Origin of the sequence: Streptomyces sp. NPDC059917 (assembly GCF_042730635.1) — a bacterium.
Taxonomy (GTDB): Bacteria; Actinomycetota; Actinomycetes; order Streptomycetales; family Streptomycetaceae; genus Streptomyces.
This window is the reverse complement of record NZ_JBHWLC010000002.1, coordinates 207124-230100: the sequence shown is the minus strand read 5'-3', so window position 1 is coordinate 230100 and position 22977 is coordinate 207124. Positions and strand designations below refer to the sequence as shown.

16 protein-coding genes and 2 pseudogenes are annotated in these 22977 nt (G+C 70.2%); 14 read left to right on the top strand and 4 right to left on the bottom strand.

Translation table 11 applies throughout. From position 1 onward, the window contains the following. A pseudogene (locus ACFWAR_RS02235) lies at positions 1-118 on the top strand (TIGR03842 family LLM class F420-dependent oxidoreductase); the annotation flags it as partial. A 98-nt stretch (positions 119-216) separates the two neighbouring features. On the opposite strand, the gene ACFWAR_RS02230 reads toward ACFWAR_RS02235, so the two are convergent. Further along, entirely contained in the window at positions 217-489 is a 273-nt protein-coding gene (locus ACFWAR_RS02230; RefSeq protein WP_385772355.1) for a hypothetical protein, read from the bottom strand. Between the two features lie 124 nt (positions 490-613). On the opposite strand from ACFWAR_RS02230, the gene ACFWAR_RS02225 reads away from it, so the two are divergent. From ACFWAR_RS02225 to ACFWAR_RS02170, 12 genes and pseudogenes are all read left to right on the top strand, one after another. Then, on the top strand, positions 614-4303 hold the full coding sequence (locus ACFWAR_RS02225) for a LamG domain-containing protein (protein WP_385772354.1): 3690 nt from the start codon (positions 614-616) through the stop codon (positions 4301-4303). 178 nt (positions 4304-4481) lie between these two features. Beyond that, the gene (locus ACFWAR_RS02220) at positions 4482-10985 is read left to right on the top strand and encodes an RHS repeat-associated core domain-containing protein (protein ID WP_385772353.1); all 6504 of its coding nucleotides are present in this window, start codon (positions 4482-4484) and stop codon (positions 10983-10985) included. Beyond that, positions 10985-11443 (top strand): hypothetical protein, encoded by a 459-nt coding sequence (locus tag ACFWAR_RS02215; protein WP_385772352.1) that lies wholly within the window; start codon positions 10985-10987, stop codon positions 11441-11443. The genes ACFWAR_RS02220 and ACFWAR_RS02215 overlap by 1 nt, the downstream gene beginning before the upstream one ends. Positions 11444-11663: 220 nt before the next feature. Next, positions 11664-11927, top strand: a pseudogene (locus ACFWAR_RS02210) (LLM class flavin-dependent oxidoreductase); the annotation flags it as partial. A gap of 275 nt (positions 11928-12202) precedes the next feature. Next, positions 12203-13342, top strand: coding sequence for a peptidoglycan-binding protein (locus tag ACFWAR_RS02205; protein WP_385772351.1), 1140 nt, complete (start codon positions 12203-12205; stop codon positions 13340-13342). A 70-nt stretch (positions 13343-13412) separates the two neighbouring features. Then, complete coding sequence (locus ACFWAR_RS02200) at positions 13413-14672, top strand: sensor histidine kinase (RefSeq protein WP_385772350.1); 1260 nt, start codon at positions 13413-13415, stop codon at positions 14670-14672. After that, the gene (locus tag ACFWAR_RS02195) at positions 14669-15334 is read left to right on the top strand and encodes a response regulator (protein ID WP_385772349.1); all 666 of its coding nucleotides are present in this window, start codon (positions 14669-14671) and stop codon (positions 15332-15334) included. The genes ACFWAR_RS02200 and ACFWAR_RS02195 overlap by 4 nt, the downstream gene beginning before the upstream one ends. 238 nt (positions 15335-15572) lie before the next feature. Continuing rightward, positions 15573-16424 (top strand): hypothetical protein, encoded by an 852-nt coding sequence (locus tag ACFWAR_RS02190; protein ID WP_385772348.1) that lies wholly within the window; start codon positions 15573-15575, stop codon positions 16422-16424. A gap of 4 nt (positions 16425-16428) precedes the next feature. After that, the gene (locus ACFWAR_RS02185; protein WP_385772347.1) at positions 16429-17472 is read left to right on the top strand and encodes an SPFH domain-containing protein; all 1044 of its coding nucleotides are present in this window, start codon (positions 16429-16431) and stop codon (positions 17470-17472) included. Positions 17473-17482: 10 nt separating this feature from the next. Next, positions 17483-18001, top strand: a complete 519-nt coding sequence (locus ACFWAR_RS02180; RefSeq protein WP_385772346.1) for a winged helix-turn-helix domain-containing protein — start codon at positions 17483-17485, stop codon at positions 17999-18001. Further along, positions 17998-18780, top strand: a complete 783-nt coding sequence (locus ACFWAR_RS02175) for a L,D-transpeptidase family protein (RefSeq protein ID WP_385772345.1) — start codon at positions 17998-18000, stop codon at positions 18778-18780. Before ACFWAR_RS02180 ends, ACFWAR_RS02175 begins: the two co-directional genes overlap by 4 nt. Before the next feature lie 37 nt (positions 18781-18817). After that, positions 18818-19249 carry an SsgA family sporulation/cell division regulator gene (locus ACFWAR_RS02170; RefSeq protein WP_385772344.1) on the top strand — a complete coding sequence of 144 codons (432 nt, stop codon included), beginning with the start codon at positions 18818-18820 and terminating at the stop codon, positions 19247-19249. Positions 19250-19269: 20 nt separating this feature from the next. Here the strand turns inward: ACFWAR_RS02170 and ACFWAR_RS02165 are convergent, their stop codons facing one another. The 3 genes from ACFWAR_RS02165 to ACFWAR_RS02155 all read right to left on the bottom strand — a co-directional run bounded on the left by ACFWAR_RS02165 (position 19270) and on the right by ACFWAR_RS02155 (position 21908). Further along, positions 19270-20025 carry an SDR family NAD(P)-dependent oxidoreductase gene (locus tag ACFWAR_RS02165; protein WP_385772343.1) on the bottom strand — a complete coding sequence of 252 codons (756 nt, stop codon included), beginning with the start codon at positions 20023-20025 and terminating at the stop codon, positions 19270-19272. 70 nt (positions 20026-20095) lie between these two features. After that, positions 20096-20689, bottom strand: a complete 594-nt coding sequence (locus tag ACFWAR_RS02160; protein ID WP_385772342.1) for a TetR/AcrR family transcriptional regulator — start codon at positions 20687-20689, stop codon at positions 20096-20098. A 58-nt stretch (positions 20690-20747) separates the two neighbouring features. Beyond that, positions 20748-21908: an alpha/beta hydrolase gene (locus ACFWAR_RS02155; protein WP_385772341.1), complete on the bottom strand. Its 1161-nt coding sequence runs from the start codon at positions 21906-21908 to the stop codon at positions 20748-20750. A 228-nt stretch (positions 21909-22136) separates the two neighbouring features. On the opposite strand from ACFWAR_RS02155, the gene ACFWAR_RS02150 reads away from it, so the two are divergent. Beyond that, positions 22137-22961, top strand: a complete 825-nt coding sequence (locus tag ACFWAR_RS02150) for an inositol monophosphatase family protein (protein ID WP_385772340.1) — start codon at positions 22137-22139, stop codon at positions 22959-22961. Positions 22962-22977: the final 16 nt, after the last annotated feature.

Genomic DNA, 22977 nt, shown 5'->3' with positions numbered 1-22977 from the left:
CAAGCTCCGCGCCCTGCGCGCCCTGGGCGTCGACCAGTTCGCCCTCTACGCCATGCACGACGCCCGCGAGACCGTGATCGACGCGTACGGCACACACATCATCCCGGCCCTCGGCTGACCCTCGCGAGTGATGCGGGGCCGGCCAGGAGGTCGGCCCCGCAGGCTGCGATTTCCTGGCGTGCGCAGGTCAGGGATCTCCCTTCGCCAGGTATAGGGCTAGGGAATATTCGGTGCCGCGGCTTCAAATGACGGCCGGCCGGCAGAAGTTAAGGACAGCTCGATCAGGCGCGGTACCAATCCGCTGGCGGGAAGACCGCGATGGCCGACGCGATCCGCCTGCGCTTGCAGATCGCCGCGCCAGGCTTCTGCGATATCACGTGATGACTTCCATGCGGATGGCGGCTGCTGCGGCGAGCGCCGCCCGGCATGAGGGGCCATGTCGGACTCTTGCGGGATATGGGTACGAGTTGATTCTTGCCAACCGCTCATTCTTCAACCTGGCTGTCTAGTAAGGGAGTTAGGGTTCGATCTACGGTCTAGCGCCGTAGTCTTTGAAGGCTCGGCTTGACTCGGGGGCTGGGGAGATCCCCGTGTCAGACAGCGATGGGGGAACATGTCTGCAATCGAGGGTCGGCGGCTTCGCCATGCCGTGGCGACCGCTCTTGGTATGGCAATAGTTGTGGTCGTAGCCCCGGCATACGTGCCGATGGCGGTCGCCGCTGACGAAGCGCCGGTGAGTGAAAACGAGAAGGCGCTCAGATCGGCAGCCGCATCAGGAAAGCCGGTCGAAGTACAGGGCGAGCGGACGGAATCCACCACGACCTATGCAAATCCTGACGGGAGGTCTTTCCGGCTTGAACAGTCCGCTGTTCCTGTGCGCGTCAAAGCGAAGAACGGTAGCTGGGTGACACCCGACGCCACGCTGGAAGTCCGCGCCGACGGGACGGTGGGCCCCAAGGCGGCTGTCGCGGGAGTGAGTTTTTCAGGTGGTGGTGGCCGGTCGAGTTTGGTGACCATCGAGCACGGCGGTCGTTCCGTTTCGCTGGGATGGCAGGGGGGCGTGTTACCGAAGCCCATGCTGGATGGGGACAGCGCCCTGTACCCGGAGGTCCTGCCCGGAGTGGACCTGCGGATGACGGCCACCCTGAAGGGCTTCCGTGAGGTTCTCGTGGTGAAGACGCCTCAGGCCGCGAAGAACCCGAAGCTCCGGCGCGTCGAGTTCGATCTCAAAGCGAAGGGCATCCAGCTCAACACGAGCAAGGACGGCGGTCTGACTGCCACCGATGCCAACGGCAAGCAGGTTTTCAAGGCGCCGCCGGCGCTGATGTGGAGTTCGAAGATCGCGTCGGCTCCTGCGAAGGCGGTATCGGAAACGGCAGCCCCGAAGCCGAAGGCAGGCAAGGGCGAGGGGGGCTTCGCTCCTCTGATCAGCGAGGGAGCCACTCCGAAGGATGACCTCGCGGACGGCCCTGACGCTGGGGCCCAGACGGCGGGCATCCCCACTCAGGTTGATGCCGACGCTCTCGCAGTGATCCCGGACGCGGGGCTGCTCGCCCAGAGCGACCCGGCGGCGTTCCCTCTCTACATCGACCCCTCGGTCTCCCTCGACGACGGTACGGAGCACACCGCGCTCCGAGACGACGGCGTGAAGTTCTGGGACTGGGACAACGGGGACGACGGTTTGGGTAAGGGAATGGGCAGGTGCGCGTCCTGGAACGGCTACTACTGCGGGCCGGGCTACACCCAGCGGCTGTACTTCGAGTTCTCGCCGAGCAAGCTGGTCGGCAAAGAGATTCTCACCGCCCGCTTCCGGGTCACCGAACCATGGGCCTTCCAATGCGACCTGCGCAACGTCTGGCTGGTCCGGATGGACGGGGAGATCAGCCCCTCCACCACATGGTCGAACAAGCCCAACTACGCAGACCTCATGGGAGACCGCTGGCTATCAGCGGGCCGGGGTTCAGCCTGCGACCCCAACTCGCCTGCGGCTCCCGTGGAGTTCTCCGACAATATCCCGGACGAGCCGGACGAGAACCTCACGCCCACCGTCCGGGATTTCGCGAATGGAAGGTATAACCGGCTGGACCTGGAGCTGAGGGCCGAGGACGAGTCGGACACCGCGGCGTGGAAGCGGTTCCGTAACGATGCCGTTCTGTCCGTCGACTACATCAGCAAGCCCAACGTTCCGATCTCCGTGGGCCTGGTCACCGGCGACAGGGAGGTGTGCAGCAACGTCGAGAACGCACCGACGATCGCCACTGATCCGACACCGTCACTGACCGCGACCACCGAGACGGTTTCGGGCGGCGAGCTGGCAGCCTCGCTGCGGATCGGGATGCAGACGGAGAAAAAGGAAGCCGACGGCAGTTGGAAGCCGGTGCGTGCCGGCGCGACTGACAGCCCCTCCATCGAGCGCCCGAGTTCGGGTTATGTGGGGGACAACGTCAGGGTCACTAGTGACACACCTACGTCGCTGGCGGAAGGTGTCCTCTACCGGTACCGCGCATGGACCCGATCCTTCGCGGACGCACAGGTACGGGACAGCGCTCCCAGCGGAAACTGCTACTTCAAGATCGACACTACGGCTCCCCGCGCACCGAGGGTCAGCTTCGGTGGTCCGTACAGCGCCTGCACCAGCACCTCGTGCGTAGCCGCGGGGAAACCTGGTCAGGCAGGTCAATTCTCCTTCGCTCCCGCGTCCGGGGAAGCCTGGGGCTTGGGGTATCAGTACAAGCTGTCGACCGACGCAGACTGGACCACCACGCTGCCGGTAGCCAGCGTGACGGTCTCGATAACCCCGCCCGTTTCCGGCACCATGCGACTCTTGGTGAGGGCCAGGGACCGTCAGGGCCGTTGGGGTGCCACGACCCTTGTCGACTTCGTGGTCAAGCAAGGGTCAGGTCCTGTCGCCGCCTGGAGCTTCGACGAGAGCACGGGCAAGGCGCTCGACACCTCGACCACTGACCCCGCTCTCCAGGACAACGCGGACCTCACCGCCGGCGCACTGCGGCCGGAGAACGGCCGCCGCGGCTGGGTTCAGAGTCCGGCTCCCCACGGCGACCGTTCGCTCCAACTGGCGGGCACCAACCAGTACGCCGTCACTTCCAAGCCGGTCATAGACACCCGTTCCTCCTTCACGGTCGCAGGCTGGGTCCGCCTCGACCGCACCGACGGTAGCTTCTCCATGGTCGGTCAGGCGGGTCAGAACTTCAGCGGCGTCGCCATTACCGCCTTTCCCGGCCAGCCGTGGATGATGCAAATGGCCACTGACGACACACCTGAGGGCTACAAGACCATCAGTCGGCTCACTGGACTGAATCCGGCGCAGGCCGGGGTGTGGACCCACGTCGCCGCAACGTACAACGAATCCACAGACCTCGCCCGGCTCTACGTCAACGGACAGCTTCAGGGGCAGATGACCGTCACCAGTCCCATCAACTCCATCGGAGCCATGGGTATCGGCGCGATCAAGCACCGAGGTGCCTGGACGGACTATCTCCAGGGACGGATCGACGAGGTCAAGGTCTGGCAGGACGAACTGAGCGACCTCGCCGTCAAGCAGGATGCCGCGCTCTTCGACCCGGCGAGCGGCAAGAGCCATGTGGACCTGGCAGGAGCCTGGGACCTGTCCCAGTCCGGCGCCACCACCTTCGCCGACACCTCGGGCAGCGGCCGTGTCCTGACCACCACCGCCGGCACCCCGGTCACTGCCGGCGCGCTCGTCCTCAACGGAGCCTCCCAGGCGGCAACCGCCGCCGGACCGGTCGTCGACGACAACGGCTCCTTCACGGTGACGGCCGAGGCAAAGCTCTCCAACGCCGCCCTGATCGACAAGCCGAACGGATACCGGGCCCAGGTGATTGGCCAGCGCACCGCAACCGGTTCCTCCTGGGGCCTGTGGTTCGAGAAGACCGGCATCCGAACCGAGGCGTCCGAATTGGACCCGACCAAGATGGTGAGCACCGTCGAAGGAACCTGGCGCTTCGGCCGCCTCACGGCCGACGGCTCCGGGACTTCAGTGGCAAGCGACAGCCTGGCCGCGGTCAACACGGGCGTGCAGGTAACCGGTGTCCACAATGCCCAGGACGGCACGATCGCCCTCTACGTGGGGTCGGTCGGCCAGGCACAGCCCAAGGCCTACACCGCTGGCGTCGGCAGCGGCGAACTCGCCGTCGGCAAGGGCTTCACCAACAGTGCCTGGGGCAACTTCCTGCCCGGAGAGATCAAGGGCATGCGCCTGTGGTCCGGTGCCATGAAGGATGCCGCCCAGGTCGCGGACGAAGTCTTCGACGCTGGCAGCTGACACACGAAGGCCGATAGGCCCGACGAACGCATCGCGGACCTGACCACCACAGCGCCGCATGGCCGTGGCCGCCCCTCGGGCAGCCACGGCCGCCTACGCCCATACCTACCTTGGAGCATTCGTGTCCAGCCGCTCACCAGTCGGAGGATTCCGCCGCCCCCTGCCCTTAGCAGCGGCCGTGGCCCTGGCCCTCGCCCTGCCTGGCTCCCTCGCCCCCGCCGCGGCCGCCGCAGACCTCCCTGGCCCGCCCAAGATCGCCAAAGCGCGGGACGCCGAGGTCCGGGCGGTCAACGCTCACGGCGCCAAGGCAGCCCAGGCGCTGGTCGCCAGGAACCAGGCCGAAAACAGGGCCCAGGCAGACCGCGCCCGCACCGAGGCCAAGGCCGAATGGCCGAAGGCCACCACCCTGATCCAAGGCACCTCCGTCGGTCGCGCGCCCTCCCGGCGACTGGTTGACGTGCGCTCGACCGCGCAACCCAGGAGCCTGCTGCTCTCCCCGTCCGTGCCCGCGGGCCCCTTCGCTGCGGCCCAGCCCACCACGGCCGCGGTATCCGTCGTCAAGGTGCTCGACCAGAGGGCGGCGGAGCGGGTCGGCATCACCGGCGTGCTCTTCACCGCCACCAACGACACAACCAGTCCGGCACAGGTCACCGTTGACTACGATTCTTTCGCCTCCGCCGTGGGCGGCGGCTGGTCCACTCGCCTTGGCTTGGTCAGCCTGCCGGCCTGCGCGTTGACCACCCCTGAGAAAGCGGAGTGTCGCAAGACCACCCCGCTGCCCTCGGCCAACAGCGTCAAGAACCGCACCGTGACGGCCGATGTCACCTCGCTCCCCGCCGGAACCGCGGCCCGGCCCACTGCGGTGGCGAAGGGCCCGGCGACGACCGCTGCCGTCTTTGCAGTGATGGCCACAGGTAGCGGTTCGCCCCAAGGCGGCGGCGACTTCAAGGCGACCCCGCTCTCGGCCTCCTCCAACTGGGAGTCCGGCTCATCCGGGGGCGCTTTCACCTGGTCCTACCCGGTGGTGGTCCCGCCCGCCGCGGCCGGCCCCGCGCCGTCGCTGGCGTTCTCGTACAGCAGCGGAAGCATCGACGGTCGGACCGCCAACTCGAACAACCAGGGGTCGCAGGTCGGTGAGGGCTTCGAGCTGACGTCTTCGTACATCGAGCGGAAGTACGGCTCCTGTGACGACGACGGACAGAAGGACAAGTTCGACCTCTGCTGGAAGTACGAGAATGCCTCCCTGGTCCTCAACGGCAAGTCCACCGAGTTGGTCAAGGACGATGTCAGCGGCAAATGGAGGCTCAAGGACGACGACGCTTCCCAGGTCACCTGGGGCACCGGTGCCGACAACGGTGATGCCGACGGAGAGTACTGGAAGGTGGTCACCGGTGACGGCACCACCTACACCTTCGGCCTGAACAGGCTCCCTGGCGCAGGAACCCAGCGCACCAACTCTGCCTGGACCGTGCCCGTCTTCGGCGACGATGCCGGCGAGCCCGGCTACACCAAGGGATCCACCTTCGCCAACCGCCACGAAACCCAGGCCTGGCGCTGGAACCTGGACCTTGTCCAGGACGTCCATGGCAACGCCGCTAGCTACTGGTACGCGACGGAGACCAACAACTACGCCAAGAACGGGGACAAGGCCACGCTCCTGCCCTACACCCGCGGCGGCAGCCTTTCCGAAATCCGATACGGTCAGCGGGCCGACGCGCTCTTCACCGGCACGGCCTCCCACAAGGTCACCTTCGACTACAAGGAGCGCTGCTTCGCGGCCAAGTGCGACGACCTGACCAGGGACACCTCGGACAACTGGCCCGACGTCCCCTTCGACGCGATCTGCCTGTCGAGTGCAACCGACTGCCGGGCATCCGGACCGGCCTTCTTCACACGCAAGCGCATGACGGCCGTCAACACCTACGCGTGGTCCACGGCAGCCGAGCCGGACAACTACACGCTCGTCGACACCTTCGGCCTGACCCAGGACTACCTGGACGCGGGTGACCTAGGTGACACCAGCGACCAGACAATGGTCCTGAAGTCCCTCACGCGCACTGGCCGAAACGGGTCGACGTCGGCGGTCCCGCCCGTCGACTTCACCTACCACATGCGCCCGAACCGCGTCGACGCAGATGGTGACGATGTGGTCCCGCTCAGTCGTCCGCGCATCAACACCATCACTTCCGAGACCGGTGCCATCACCACGGTCACGCTCTCCGACCCGCAGTGTGTTCGCGGCAGCAGGATGCCGACGGCCGAGGATGACAACGCCCTGTCCTGCTACCCGGTCTACTGGCCCGTCAACGGCGGCGACCCCAAACTCGACTGGTTCCACAAGTACAACGTCAGAGCCGTAACTGTCGCCGATCCGGCAGGACAGAACGACCTCGTCGAGTACACGTACGAGTACGAGAACCCGGCCTGGCACCACAACGACGACCCGCTCACTCCCGAGGACGAGCGGACCTGGTCCGATTGGCGTGGCTACGGCAAGGTGACCGCCTACACCGGAGCCACGGGCAAGACCCGCTCCAAGACCGTCAAGGTCTTCATGCAGGGGATGCGCGGCGACAAGCGCAAGTCCACGAGCGCCACCCGCACGACCGTCGTCACCGCTGTCCCGGTGCCCGGCCTGACGATCCCCGACATGAACGACGACGACCAGTACGCCGGCTCCCAGCGCCAGGAGATCGCCTATGACGGAGCCACCCCGCTCTCCGTCACCGTCGCAGATCCGTGGAGCAAGGAAACCGCGAGTCAGCAGAAGTCGTACGCCGACATCAAGTCCTACTACGTCCGCCCGGGGGCCAGTTACAAACACACCTTCCTCACCGCATCGAACACCTGGCGCACCACCCGCACCGAAAGCACTTACGACGACTACGGCATGCCGATGAAGACGTCGTCCTCCGGTGACACGGCCAAGACTGGTGACGAGACCTGCACCCGCGTCTGGTACGCCCGGAACGTCTCCAAGGGCCTCACCAGACTGACGTCGCGCACCCGCACGGTTGGCGCCCCTTGCTCCGTCACCGACGACAAGCTGACGTTGCCGATCACATCGGCGACCCGCGGCGACGTCCTGTCCGACACGGCCACGGTGTACGACGACACCGCCGCCTCAGCCTGGACCTCGAACCAGACACCGACTCTGGGCCTGGCCACCTGGACCGGCCGGGCCCAGTCGTATCCGGCAGGCAGCGGCACCGCCGACCGTGACCCGGTCGGCGGTGCCGGCTGGCAGACCCTCTCGAAGACGACGTACGACACGACCACTGCCAGGCTCGGCCGACCGTTGACCAGCACGGACGCGACCGGAAACATGACGACGACCAGCTACGCGCCAGCCGCGTCCGGACCGCTGGAAGTCACCGTGATCACCGCGCCGAAGCTCTCCTCCAATGGTCAGCAGCACAAGACGTACACCTACCTGGACCTGCGCGGCTCCATCGTGCGCGGCATCGATGCCAACATGGCTTCGACCTTCAACACCTACGACGGTCTCGGCCGCGTCACCGCCACCTGGCTCCCCAACCGTGCCCAGTCCCAGTCCCCGAACGTCAGGTACGGCTACCTACTGGAACGCGGCAAGCAGCCGTGGACCTCGGTGGGCACCCTCGCCGCCGACGGAAGCTACAGGACGGTCTACACGATCGCGGACGCTCTGCTGCGCCCGCTCCAGATCCAGACCCCGTCGCCGGGCGGCGGCCGGGTCCTGACCGACACTCGATACGACTCGCGTGGCCTGGCCTACGAGTCGTACGCCGACATCTGGGACAAGGACAAGGCGCCGGAGGGCCTCTACGCCCGCGCGGCGTTCGGCAGTACACCCGCCCAGACGCAGACCGTCTTCGACGGTCTGGGCCGGCCCGTTACTTCCTCGCTCCTCGTGTACGGGGTACAGAAGCAGACCACCAGCACCACCTACACCGGTGACTCCGTAGCCACGACCGCAGTCCAGGGCGGCACGGCGAGCCGAACGATCAGTGATGCCCTCGGTCGGGAAACGGAGGTTCGCACCTACGGCGGGACCACCCCGGACGACCCGGCGTACGGTGGTGCCGCGAGGGGCACGCCGTACACCAGCGTGAGCCACGAGTACACACGAGATGGCAAACCGGCGACGATCACCGGGCCGGACAACGCGAAGTGGACGTACGGCTACGACCTCTTCGGCCGGGCCGTCACCACTACTGACCCCGACAAGGGGAACGGTGCCACGACATACACGGCCCTGGACCAGATCGCGACCTCTACGGACGCACGCAACACGGTCCTGGAGTACGGGTATGACGAACTCGGACGCAAGACCGGCCTGTGGAGATCCCCGAAGTCCGACACCAATAGGCTCGCGGCGTGGACGTACGACAGCGTCCGCAAGGGCGCTCCAGCGGACTCCACACGCTACGAAGGCGGTCTGACGGGCAAGGCCTATACCAAGTCCATCACTGCCTACGATGCGCTGGGCCGTCCCGCCACGACTCGGCTGGCCCTGCCGACAGACGACCCGCTTGTCGTATCGGGCGCCACTGCAGCCGTCACCGAGCACACGGTGAACTATCGACTCGACGGCACGGTGAACACCACCTCCGCGCCGGCGGTCGGCGGGCTGCCTGCTGAGATCCTCCAAGTGCGTTACAACGCCTTCGGACTTCCCAATGCGCTAAGCGGCACGACCGACTACGTCCAGGACCTCGCGTACTCCCCGCTGGGGGACGTTCAACAGCTCACGCTCGCCCGCTCCGCGGCTGCTGGGGTACGCAAGACCTTCATCGGCAACACCTACGAGGAGGGCACCCGACGCCTGCTGCGGTCAACGGTCAACGACCAGAGCCACACAGGCCTGCTCCAGGAATTGACCTATACCTACGACCAGGCCGGCAACGTCCTGTCGATCTTCGACCAAGCCCCGCAGAGCGGATTCACCAAGTCCGACAACCAGTGCTTCTCCTACGATGGCCAGCGGCGTCTGACCGAAGCCTGGACCCCCAAAAACCCAGACTGCACAGCCACCAACCGCACCGTCGCCAGCCTGGACGGTGCTGCCCCGTACTGGACCGGCTACACCTACACCGCCTCTGGACAGCGAGCCACGGAGAAGACCAACACCGGCGCCCCTCAGGTCCGCACCTACTGCTACGACCCGACCCGCCCGCACGCGCTGGCGGCCACCACCATCGGCGCCACCTGCTCGGGGGTCCAGGCGCAGTACACCTACGACGCCATGGGCAACACGACCAAACGTGCCGAAACTCCGGGTAGCGCCACCTCCCAGAACCTGACCTGGGGAACGGAGGGCAAGCTCGTCAAGACCGCTGAGGGTACGACCGTCACGGACTATGTCTACGATGCGGACGGCGAACTCCTCATCCGCCGCGACCCGGCTGGCGAAACAGTTCTCTATACCGGCTCGTCGGAGGTCCACCTCAAGGGCACTAAAAAATGGGCAACCCGCTCCTACAGCATCGCTGGTACCAAGGTCGGCGTTCTGACGAACGAATCCGGTACCGCCAAACTGTCCTATGTTGCCCCCGATGCACACGGCACCTCCTCACTGGCGGTGTCCGCCGACGACAGCCAAACGCTGTCGAAGCGGTACACCACCCCCTTTGGCGGCGCACGCGGACCGATCGCCGAGAATTGGCCGGACGACAAGCGTTTCCTGGACAAGCCTGAGGACACCAACACGGGCCTAACCCATGTCGGAGCCCGCGAGTACGACGCGGCTCTCGGCCAGTTTCTCAGCGTCGACCCGGTCCTGACGCCGAACGCAGCCCAGTCACTGAACGGCTACACCTACGCGGGTAACAACCCCACCACGAGCGCCGATCCGTCAGGCATGTGTGCTGAGCTGGACTGCCCTACCCGTGGCCCGAACGGCCACAATGACACCCCGCTGCCCGCGAACTCGCCCGCGCTGGAGTACAACACGGGATCCGATCCAAAAGCCTTCTACAACTATCCTGAGTGGCACCAACTAGTCCGCGATCCTGCGCCATTCGTCTCCAAGCTTTACAACCCTCCGATCCGTTTTGATCAGATGGAACGGCAGGATGCAGCGGCGGCGCCGGAGAACCGCAAACTCCACGACCAGATGTGCCGAGCGGACCCGATCCTGCTGGCCTGCACGGAGTCTTTGCCCAGCACGTTGGCGCCTGCGACCGGAGTCATGGAATTGTTGGCGAACTGGGTGCTGGGTATTGGCCCGGACGATGCCACCTACGGCGATGGAAGCAAGATGGCCATGCTGATGGCCGGAACCAAGGAAGCGGCAGGTGCCCGTGTCGCCGCGCTGAAGAAATGGAAAGATACTGGAAAGCAGGATCTGAAGGCCGTCGGGGACCCGTATTCCCTCAAGAGTCTTTCGGCTCCTGAGCTGGGCCTTCAGTTCTTGAGAGACTTACTGAGCGCTACGACAAATTTGCGTGACGCCAACTCGGTCAAGGTTCTTTTGGGGTCGTTTCAAATAACGGGACGGGTCCTTGCGTCTTCGAGCAAGGGGATACAAGTGCAGTTCATGGTGGACGAGACGTCAGATTTCTCGTCTGCGGTCCACCTGTTCACGGGATATGGAACTCCTGGGGAGTTCAAGGCTCAGGCGCTGGACCGGACTGGAATCTTCGGGATGATGGGACCGAAGCATCATCTGGTCGCCTGGCGTGAGGAGTTGAGGTACTGATGAGTGCGCTTGGCGCGAGTGGGAAGTGGAGTATTGTCTTCAAAATACTTGCCTGCTTCCTCGTGGTGACGTGGACTGTGGCGGGATGTGGCTTTGGTGATGCCCCGCCGCTCAAAAAGGCTCAAAGTGTCCAGCGGAAGGAGCTGGTCGGTTCCTGGCAAGGCGACTACGCGGCGTTTCTGACGTTGCGCGAGGACGGTACATTCGCCGCCGTGAAACTGCACACATCGTTCACCAAGGGTGCGGGGATCAAAATCCTGGGCAAGGAACTCCTCGAAGGCAGCGGCACCTGGAGCTTCGGTGAATACGGTGCTGGCCCTGAAGTCAATATCGACTTCGCCGGTGGTGGCGGTGCAACCTTGAAGGTCGTTCAGAAAGGCGAGGTAAGGGTTCTGTCTGCCTGGGTCGGCGACGGCGACAGTGCTCTCCTTGTGAAGGGTCCGGCTCCCACCTCGTAGACGGACATCGCGAGACGGCGACCCAGCCCATCGTGGGCATACGGCTACCATGGATCTCTCTTTCGCCCCGTCGATCGTTTGACCGACGGGGCGAAATGGGTGAGGAACGGCCTGATCGGCCGCTGGGACGAGCAGCGTGGCTGGCGGTCGTACTCTCGGGTTCAGTACGCCAGAGCGCAGGTGGCAGTACGCGGCCGAAGGTGGCTGGGAGGGGCCGGCCTCCCGGGCGCTCACCGAGTACATCAAGTCCCGCCAGGGCTACGACTACAGCCACCACGGCCGCGCCGGGAACCCCTCCACCGACTTCGTCCCCGACGAGATCGTCGACCGCTTCTGCCTCCTGGGCCCGGCCGAGGCCCACATCGACAAGCTCCGCGCCCTGCGCGCCCTGGGCGTCGACCAGTTCGCCCTCTACGCCATGCACGACGCCCGCGAGACCGTGATCGACGCGTACGGCACACAGATCATCCCGTCGCTCGCCTGACGCGAGCCGGGGTGGGCCTCGGGTCGAAAGTCCCCGGCTGGGGGGACCTTCGTCGTGCGGGGGCGGTCCGGGGCCTTGTGATGATCTTGGTCCACGCGAGGAGATCGCGGGCCCGTGGCTCCGTCACCGGTCCGCCTCGAACGGACTGGGAGACGATCGCGATGCATGCACCCGCCTTTGAGGAGTTCCACCCGGAACCGCAGTCGTGCCCGTGCGTCCGGTGTCGGAGCCGGCCGCCGGCGGCCGGGAAGGGGGGCGGGCCGCGGGTCCTGACGGTGCGCGGCGCGGCGACGGCGGTGGGCGCGCTGGTCGGGGCCTCGGCCGTGCTGAGCGGTGTGGCCTCGGCGGCTCCCGCGACGCAGCCGGACGCGGGGTCGACCGCCGCCCGGCGGTCCTCGTACGCGGAGCAGGGGGCCCGCGCCGCGGCGACGGCCGGGCCCGTCACCCGCCAGGAGATCATGCGGCGTGCGCAGGTCTGGGTCGACGCCGAGGTCCCGTACAGCACGAGCCGGTACTGGAAGGACGGGTACCGCCAGGACTGCTCGGGCTTCCTGTCGATGGCGTGGCGGCTGGGCGGCAGCGAGTGGACGGGGAGCCTCGCCGCCTTCGGCGAGCGGATATCCAAGAGCGAGCTCGCGCCCGGGGACATGCTGCTCCGCCACGACCCGGCCGATCCGGGCGCGGGCTCCCACGTGGTGCTGTTCGGCGGCTGGCTCGACGCCGCCCGCACGCGGTACACGGCGTACGAGCAGACGAGGCCGCACACGATCGCGCGCGGCACGCCCTACGCCTACTGGAACAACGCCGACGGGTACGTCGCCTACCGGCACAAGGGGCTGGACCGGGGCGGGGACGACGGTGACCGGGGCCGCGAACCCTCCGAGGCCGACTATCCGGGGCGCGGCTCCTTCGGCGCCGGGGCGGACAACCGCCACGTGACCCGGCTCGGCGAGATGCTCGTCCGGCGCGGCGCCGGTTCGTACTACACCTCGGGTCCGGGCCCCCGCTGGGGGGACGTCGACCGGCGCGCGACGCGGGCGTTCCAGCGCGCGCAGGGGTGGACGGGCCCGGACGCGGACGGCCTGCCGGGTCCGGCGACCTGGAAGCTCCTGGTGACGGGCGGGGGGAAGGACATCGGCCCGGGGGAGGGGCGGGGCAGCGGGCGCGGAGACGGCGGGCCCGCCTACCCGGGGGCCGACGCCTTCGGTCCGGGGCGGTCGAACGCCCACGTCCAGCGGCTCGGCGAGCGCCTGGTCGAGCGCGGTCACGGCCGTCACTACACGCGGGGACCGGGGCCCCGCTGGTCGGACAGCGACCGCCGGGGCGTGCGGGACTTCCAGCTGGCGCAGGGCTGGAACGGCGCGGACGCGGACGGGCTGCCCGGTCGGGAGACCTGGCGGCGACTGTTCTCCTGACCTCGACAGCCGGGTAGGTAATGATCATGTAAGTGCGTTTTGCGGAATTTTTGCCTATTGTTCGCTGATCGTGAATGCCTCCGCCCCACCGCCGTCCCGGCGCCTCGTCCGGTCACTGGAACGGTGCCTGCCCGCCGCCGACCGGTGGGGCGCCCTGCTCGCCGCCAGCGCCGTCCTGTACGCCGTGCTCAAGACGATGAGCGAGCCGCGCTGGGGTCCCCTGGCCGACCACACGGGCCCGGAGATCGCCGTCAAGGTGCTGGCCGGAGCGGCCCTGCTGTGGCGGCGGCGCCACACGCACGCCGTCCTCCTCGCGGTGATGGCGGCCGATCTGCTCACCCACGCGCCGCTGGCCCTCACGGTGGCCATGGGCACGCTCGGCTTCCTGCACGAGGGCGGGAAGCGGGTGCTCGGGCTCTGGACGCTGCTCGCCGCGGCCACCCACGTGGCGGCCGTGCTGATCAACGACCCCAGCTCGGGCTTCGACCCGGTCACCGGCGCGCTCACGCACGTGCTGATCCCCGTACTCGTCGGCTTCCACACCAGGGCCCACCACGGCTTGATCCGCACGCTGACCGCCAAGGCCGCACGGGCCCGGTACGAACAGGAGCTCCTGACCGCCCGGGTCCGCTCGGAGGAGCGGGCCCGGATCGCCCGCGAGCTGCATGACATCGTTGCCAACCGGGTGGGCCAGATGGTCCTGTGCGCCGGAGCCCTGGAGGTCTCCACCACGGACCCGGCCGCCGAGATCCGGGCCGCGGAGATCCGGGCCACGGGGCGGGAGGCGCTCGCGGAGCTGCGCGAGATGCTGGGCGTCATCAGGACGGAGGGCGAGGAGGTGGCCGCGCCCCAACTGACCCTGGAGGACCTCGACCAACTGCTCGACCGCTGCCGCGAAGCGTCCGGCGTCCGCGTCGAGCGCCGGGACCTGACCGGCGGCGCGATCCACGAGCTGCCCCGGACCGTCCAGTTCACGGCGTACCGGGTCGTCCAGGAGGCCCTGACCAACGCGATCAGACACGCGCCCGGAAGCCCGGTACGGGTGGAGAGCGCCTGGGCGGAGCACGGCGGCGCGGCGGCCCTGCGGGTGAGCGTGCGCAACGGGGCTCCGGAGGCGACGGTGCCTCCCGCGGACGCGCGCGAGCCGTCCCCGCCCGGCACCGGCTACGGGCTGCTCGGCCTGCGCGAGCGGGTGAAGCTGCTCGGCGGGACGGTGCGCCACGGCGCACGCCCCGACGGCGGATTCGAGGTGACGGCGATCCTGCCGACCCATGACGACGCGCACCGCACACCAGCGGCGCGCCGCACCACGGAGGAACAGACACGGTGATCAGAGTGCTGCTCGCCGACGACGAGGAGATCGTCCGCCGGGGCCTGCGCACCATCCTGGAGGCGGCCGGCGGGTTCGCGGTCGTGGCCGAGGCCGGTGACGGCCGGGCCGCGGCCGCCCAGGCCGAGTGGAGCAACCCGGACATCGCGCTGGTCGACATCCGCATGCCCGTACGGGACGGACTGAGCGCGACCGAGGACCTGTTGGCGCTGCCCCGGCCGCCCAAGGTGGTCGTCCTGACGGCCTTCGACGCCGACGACTACGTCCACCGGGCGCTGAGCAGGGGCGCCTGCGGCTTCCTCCTCAAGGACACGCCCCCGAGGGAGATCGTCGCGGCCCTGCGCGCGGTGGCCGAGGGGCACGGCGCGCTGTCGCCCGCCGTCACCTCGCGGGTGATCGAGGGGTACCGGGCCGGTGCGGCACGGTCCGCCGACCCCTCCCGCGCCCTGCGGGCGGAGCTGGACGGCCTCAGCGGGCGGGAGCGCGACGTGCTCGCGCTGATCGCCGAGGGGGCCACCAACTCCGAGATCGCCGGGCGCCTGTTCCTGGGCGAGTCCACCGTCAAGGCGCACGTCAGCCGGGTGCTGTCCAAGCTCGGGGTGGGCAACCGGGTGCGCGCCGCGATCCTCGTCCAAGGCCTGCTGAGCACTCCCGAACGCTGAGCCGGGCCCGGCTCCGGTCCGGGCGGCGGCCGCGACCGAAGGGACTAAGGTCCCGTCCGGCGCCGGGTCGAAGGTCCACGGACCTTCGGACTTCCCGGTCCGAAGGGCTGCCGAAAGTCCCGGCCCCGCGCACGAAGACTTGATGTGTGTCCGAGCACCCGGCCACCGCGCACCCCGCCGCCCGCGGTCGGAGCGCCGCCGGGTGCTCCTCGTATCGATGTGCGCTAGGAGCAGGTCAGTGACTCCATGGACGTGGCAGCAGGCCCTCTGCCGTTGGCCGGACTGTGACAACCCGGCCGAGGGGCCGGGGGCGGCCCCTGGCCGGTCCCCCGCCCACTGCAACCGGCTGGGCGAGGACGGGGACCTCCACACCGCGCAGAACTGGTGGATCCTGAGCCGTGGTTCCGCGTCGGACCCGGCGCCCGCGCCGCTCCTGTCCGGCGCCCCGACGCCGTCGGCGGACGGCTACCGGCAGGCCCTGGACGAGACCCGCGTCATGCTGGACGAGGCGGTCCGTCACGTCCAGCAACTGATCGGCCAGCTGGCCCACTTGTACGAGATGGAGAACGCGTCCGGCGTCCGCGTCGCCCGTGCGGAGGCCGCGCTCGAAGCGGCCGTCGCCGCCCACGACGCAGCCGCCCGGCGGGCCGATTCCGCGGAGGAGGAGCGCGCGGTGGCCGAACGCCACCGGTGGGCGGCGGACGCGGCGGCCGTGGAGGCGGTCCAGACCCTCCAGGCGGCGCGCGAGCAGGCCCCGGCGGCCGGGCGGGCGGCGCCGGGCGGTGAGCAACTGGCGCCGGCGCACCTGGCCCTGGTCAGGGAACGGCTGCGGCCGACCGGATCCGCGGCGCACGTCGGCGCGGCGGCCCCCGCCGCCGCCTCCACCGTCACCCCCGTTGCGCCAGTCGCCGCGACCGGCTCCGTCGGGCCCGCCGCCCCGGCCGCCCCCGCGGCCCCCGCGCCCCCCGTCGGGCGTCCGGCCACCGGAGCGGTTGCCGAGGGGCGAGGGGTCCCGGGCGGGCGGCCCGTCGACCGGATCCCGACCATCCCGGCCGTCCCGAACACCCCGACCTGCCCGACCGTGGCCTGACGCCGTGAGCGCCAACCGTCAGCGCCCGGCCTGGAAGGACCGGCCCGTCCCGGTCCTCGACCTGTCCGCGCGGCGCGCCGCCGCCCGGCCCCGTCCGGCCGGGCCGCCCGCCACCACGCCCCCCGCCCGCCGACTCGTACGGCCCGCCCCGCTGGCCGCGATCCGGGAACGGACCGCGCCCGCCGTGCCCGGTTGGATCGCCCTGGTCGTCGGCTCCGGCTGCGCGGCCTCCGGGGCGGCCCTGCTGTGGCCCCGTGCGACCGGGGCGGGCCGCGGACCGGAGGCGTTCCTCGGGCCGCTCGGCGCGGGCCCCGGCCGACTGGCCCTGGTCTGCGTCCTCGCGGCGATCTGCGCGAGCGTCGTCGGCGGCCTGCTCCGGGTCCGGGCGGGGGAGGCGCGGACGCTCTCCCTGTTCGGACGCTACCGGGGGACCGTGCGCCGTACCGGGCTGGTCTGGGTCCGGCCCCTCCTGCGGCGTCGGCGCATCGACGTACGGCTGCGGCACTGGCGCAGCGAACCGATGGCCGCCACCGACGCGCGGGGCGTCGCCCTGCACGCGGTCGTCCTGGTCGTGTGGCAGGTCAAGGACACCGCGCGGGCCCGGTTCGCCGTGCGCGACCACGCCGCGTACCTGCGCGCGCAGGTCGAATCGACGGCGGTCAGGGTGCTCTCGCGGCGGCCCGTCGACGCGGGCCCGGGCCGTTCCGCCTGCCTGCGCGACACGGAGTCCGTGGCCGCGGAGCTCCGGGCGGAACTCGCCGCCGACTGCGCCGCGGTGGGCATCGAGGTCTACTCCGCCCAGCCCACCAGGATCGAATACGCGCCGGAGTTCGGGGGCGCGATGCGCCGGAGGGTGCTCGCGGACCTGGCATCCGAGCAGCGCGAGCGACTGCTCGCCACCGCCGTCGACTCCGTCCGCACCACCGTGGAACTGCTGGACCGCAGCGGTGTCGTCGACCTCGACGACACCGAACGCAAGACGCTGGTCGCGGACTTGACGGTGGCCCTCTGCGCCGCCTCCTGTGCGCCCTCCCTCCCCGATCACTGACGAGGACCCGATGGAAACTACCGACCCGTTCCACCCGACCGGTACGGAGCGCCGCGGCGCACGGCCGTCGTTCGCCGGCGACCAGGGCGGCCAGCCCCGCTACCGCGCCATCGCGGGCGAGCTGTTGCGCGCACGGGCGCACGGCGCGGATCCCGGGCCGTCGTGGGTGCCCGACGTCTTCGAGATCGCCCGTCGTTACGGCACCTGCCTCACCACGGCGCGCTTCGCCCGGCGCTCCCTGATGACCCAGCTGCGGGCCCTGAGCCCGCCCCGCGACCCCGTGGAGAGCGCCCGGCCGAGGACCTCGGCAGGGATCGCGGACGATCTGCGCCGCCGCATCCGCTCCGGCGAGTTCCGGGGACGGCTGCCGACGCAACGCCAACTCGCCCTGCGGTACGACGTGTCGATCGACACCGTGAGCCGGGCGGTCCAGGAGCTGGCCCGGGAAGGGCTGCTCCACACGGCCGGCGCGCAGGGCACGCGCGTGACCGGGGCCACCCCGCCCCCCGGCGCGGAGCCGCCCGCGTGAGCGGGCGCGGCGGCGGCGCCGCCCGCAGGTCGCGCGCGGTGCGCGCCGCCGCCCGGCTGGCGGCCGTCGCCCTCACCATCGGCGCCGTCGTGGGCACCGAACGCCGGGGCGATCGCAGCCCGCCCGCGCCGCCGTCCGCGCCCACCGCCCCGGTGACGGCGCCCGCCGACCACGGCGCGAGCCCGGATCCGGCCCGTGGCCTACCGGGCGTGAGCGCGGCGACCAGGTCCCGGATAGGCGCCGGTACGCGTCAACTGCTGCTGGTGGAGGGCCCGTCCTGGGAATCCAGCCGGGCGACGGCCGCCCTGTGCACCCGACCCGACGCCGACGCCGATTGGTCCTGTGCGGACCGCTGGCCGGCCCGCAACGGCGCGCGGGGGTGGTCGGCGGCGCGCGGCTACGGCGATCTGACCTCCCCGGTCGGGGTGTTCACGCTGACCGACGCCGGGGGCCTCCTGCCGCAGCCGCCCGGCACCCGGCTGCCGTACGACGAGGACGCGGCCTTCGTCGCCTCGGGCCGCGGGGTGGAGGGGGAGCCGTTGGCCGGGTCCTTCGACCACGTCGTCGCCATCGACTTCAACCGGAACCGCGGTACCTCGCCCCTGGACCCCGGCCGACCGGAGGGGCCGGGGCCGGGCGGCAACATCTGGCTGCACGTGGACCACGGCGGTCCGTCCCAAGGGTGCGTCGGCGTCCCGAGGGAGGCGATGCGGCGGATCCTGCAGGCCCTCGACCCGGCCGCGCAGCCGGTCGTCGTCATGGGCCCGCGCGGCTTCTGAGCAGGGCTCGACAACCGTGTGCGCGAAAGAACGAGAGGTGAGCGGTGTGAGCGGGTGTGTGGAGGCGGTCTGGCCCGTACTGCTGGACGACGGGGACGTGCGGATCCCGCTCAGCGCGCGGATCGACTACCGGGCGGACCGGGCCTTCGAAGTGACGATGACCTTCTTCAGCGGGCGAAGGCCGATCACCACGTGGGTCTTCGCCCGCGATCTGCTGCTGGACGGGCTCACGTCGTTCGCCGGAGAGGGGGACGTCCTCGTCGGCCCGGTGTGGGCCCGCACGGACCGGGGGGACCGCGCGGAGCGCCGCATCTGCATCGGCCTCAGCTCCCCCGACGGGGAGTGCCGGCTCACCGTGGCCGAGACCGACGTGGCGCTGTGGTGCCGGCGGATGGTCGACCTCGTCCCCCGGGGACGGGAGTCCCACCACTGCGACATGGACGAGGAACTGCGCCAGTTCCTCGGGTGACGGCGCCCGCCCCGCCCGCCTCAGGCGGACGAGCCGCTGTCCACGACCAGGTCGGCGCCGACGACGGCGCCGGCGGCGGGGGAGGCCAGGTAGAGCACGGCGGCGGCGATCTCCTCGGCCTCGGCGACGCGGCCGAGCGGGTTCTGCGTCTTGACCCGCTCGGCGCGGTCGGCGTCGCTCTCGCCGGGGAGCAGGGACATCGGACCGGCCGAGGCGCCCGGGCTGACGGCGTTGATGCGGATCCCCTCGCCGATGTGATCGAGGGCCGCGGCGCGGGTGAGGGTGGTGACGGCCGCCTTGGAGGTGAGGTAGGCGGCGGCGTTCGGGATGCGCTGGTGGGTGCCGAGGTTGGACGAGACGTTGACGATCGCGCCGCCGCTGGTGCGCATCTGGGCGATCTGGTGCTTCATCGCCAGCCACACGCCGGTGACGTTGGTGTGCAGGACGGCCGTCCAGTCCTCCTCGGTGATGTCGGCCGTCGGGGCGGTCCCGCGGAGTATCCCGGCGTTGTTGACGGCGATGTCGAGGCCGCCGAAGAGGGCGACGCCGCGCTCGACGAGGGCGCGGACCTGGTCGGAGTCGGTGACGTCGGCGGTGACGGCCTCCGCGGTGCCGCCCGCGGCCCGGACCAGGGCGACGGTCTCCTCCAAGGTGGCCGCGGTGCGTCCGGCGACGACCACGCGGGCCCCTTCGGCCGCGAAGGCGAGGGCGATGGCGCGGCCGAGACCGGTGCCCGCGCCGGTGACCAGGACGCTCTTGTCGGTGAAGCGGCTCATCGAAATCTCCTTATTGGAACGATCGGTTCAATATGAGGGCAGCAAAAAAGGGGCTGGGTGCCCGGGTGGATCAGGCGTGCGGGTCCAGGAGGGCGAGGGCCTGCTCGGCCGCGTCCCGGACGCGCGCCGGGTCCTCGGTCGCCTTGCCGACGACCCGGATCCCCTGCATCAGGACCAGGAGCAGCCTGGCCAGGGTGCGGGGGTCGCGGTCCGGCGGGAGTTCGCCCTGGTCCCGGGCCCGGGAGAGGGCCGCGTGGAGCAGTGTTTCGAGGCGGTCCCAGTCGCTCTCGACCCGACGGGCGGCCTTCGGGTCGTGCGGGGCGAGTTCGGCGGCGGTGTTGGTGAGGAAGCAGCCGGTCAGCCGGAATTCCGGGGAGCCCGCCTCGGCCGCGAAGCGGCGTACGACGCCCCGCACCGCGGGCAGGGCGGGGCCCGGCCGGGAGAGCTCGGCGAGCAGCCCGGGGAGGGTCGACTCGGAGTAGCGCTCCAGCGCCTTGAGGTACAGGTCGTGCTTGGTGCCGAAGGTGGCGTAGAGGCTGGCCCGGCCGATCCCGAGGTGCTCGACCAGATCGGCCACCGACGTGGCTTCGTAGCCGCGGCGCCAGAACAGCTCCAGGGCTGACTGCAGCGCGGCGTCCGGATCGAATTCCTTGGTCCTGGCCATGGGCAAGATCATAGGCAACTCTGGAACGCTCGGTCAAGAATGCAGGGGTGCCCGCCGGTCACGGGGCCGGCGGACCCCAGCCGTTCGGGCAGGTCGGCGCAGTGGTGGCGTAGGCGTACGACAGGAAGTCCTGGAGTTCCGGACCCCAGAAGGGCCACGTGTGCTCGCCCGCGCCCCGGCAGTAGCGGTGGGTGACCGCGCGGTCCGCGAGGTCCTGGTGGAGGGCGGCGTTCCAGGCGCCGATCTCGACCTCGCCCGCACCGTCGGCGCCGCCCGCGTACAGGGCCATCCTGCCGCCGTAGGTGCCGTACCTGCCGTCCAGCGCCAGGTTCGCCGGGTTCTGGCCGGGCCAGGTCTCCGGCGCGCCGAAGACCGTCGCCATCCGGTACGCCGTGTCGCCGGTGACCCGGTACTTCCCGTCGAGGAGCCCGGTCCACTGGATCGAGGCCCCCACCGTCCAGGTGGACTGCGCGATCAACTCCTGTGCGGCCGAAGGGTAGATGTCCGTACCGCCGGAGAACGCGCCCACCGCGGAGAAGAGTTCGGGGTAGCGACCCGCGTAGCGCAGGGCTCCGTAGCCGCCCATCGACACGCCCGCCACGGCGCGGCCCGACGCCGACCCGACGGTGTTGAAGTTCGCGTCGATCCACGGCAGCAACTGCTTGACGTGGAAGGTCTCCCACTGCGGTGCGAAGAAGCCGTCGGTGTGCCCGGGCCAGTCGCTGTACCAGCCCGCCTGGCCCGCCTCCGGCATCACCACGATGCCCTTGAACGCCGAACCCCGCACCGCCGCCGCGATGTTGCCCTGGTCGCTCTTCGACCACTGCTCGACGTCCCCGGTGCCGCCGTGCAGGAGGTACAGCACGGGGTACGGGTGCGCCGGGTCCCGCCGGTAGTCCTCGGGCAGCAGGATCCGTACGCGCACCGGCACCTGACCCGTCGTCGGGGCGCCGCCGTGCGCGGCGAAGAGGGCGGGCGTGGTGAAGGACGCCTCGCCCATCAGCCCGCTCTGGCCGGATGCGGCGGACCAGCTCCGCAGGGTCAACCCCGAGGCGTTGGGCGCGGGCAGCGAGGGGAGCGCGGCGGCGGCCGCGGCCGGCGCGGGCGCGGGCGCCGCCACGAACGCCAGGGCCAGGGCCGCGGCGCAGGCGAGCAGCGCCGCTCCCCGGCGGGTACGGCGTGGTGACGACGGGCCGGCCGATCCGCGCGTTCCGCGCATGGAGATCCCCCTGGTCGGTGTGCGCGCCGCGGCTGCGACGGCGTGCTGCTGTGACGTCCCGGCGCCGGTATAGCACGGGCCCACCCACCCCACCAGGCGGTACGCGCCCCTCCGGTCACCCCGGAGCCACGGGCGGGGCCGGGCCGCCGGACCCCGTTCACCCGCGGTCCATCCGGGAGCCCGCCCATGTCAGTGGGGATTGTCGGTCCGGCATGGTCTGATGGAGGCATGATCGAAGAGTTTCTGGCCCGTGACCTGTCCGATGTCGAGGAAGCCGTCCGCAAGGCCGCCGCGGTCGAGATCATGCCGAGGTTCCGGCAGCTCGCCGACCACGAGGTCGACCAGAAGAGCGGCCCGCACGACCTGGTGACCGTCGCCGACCGGCGCGCCGAGGAGCACCTGACGGACTCCCTGACCCGGCTGCTCCCGGGCTCGGTGGTGGTCGGCGAGGAGGCCGTGCACGCGGACCCCGCCGTCTACGAAGCGCTGCGCGGCGAGGCCCCCGTGTGGATCGTGGACCCGGTCGACGGGACCCGGCAGTTCGTGGCCGGGGACCCCGGCTTCTGCACGCTGGTGGCCCTGGCCGTACGCGGTGAGATCCTCGCGTCCTGGACCTTCGCACCCGCCCTGGAGGAGATCGCCACCGCGGTGCGCGGCGGCGGCTCCTTCGTCAACGGCGAGGCCATACGCAGCGGTTCCCCCGCGCCCGGCGCCGAGCTGCGGGTCGCCATGGCCCACCCGCTCTACACGAGCGAGGAGGACAAGCGCACCCTCGGCCGCCTCGACGTACCCGGGGTGGCGGCGCGCCCCTGCGGCTCGGCGGGCCTGGAGTACCTGAAGGTGGCCCGCGGCGAGATGGACGGCCTGGCCTTCACCTGGCCCTCGGCCTGGGACCACGCGGCCGGACTCCTGCTGGTCGCCGAGGCGGGCGGCGCGCAGAGCACCGTCGCGGGCGAGCCCTACCGGGTGGACCGGGACAACGCCCTGCCCTTCGCGGTCGGCCGGGACGAGACGACGGCGCTGCGGATCCGCGACCTCCTGCGCGGCGCGTAGCACCGCGGCCGCGCAA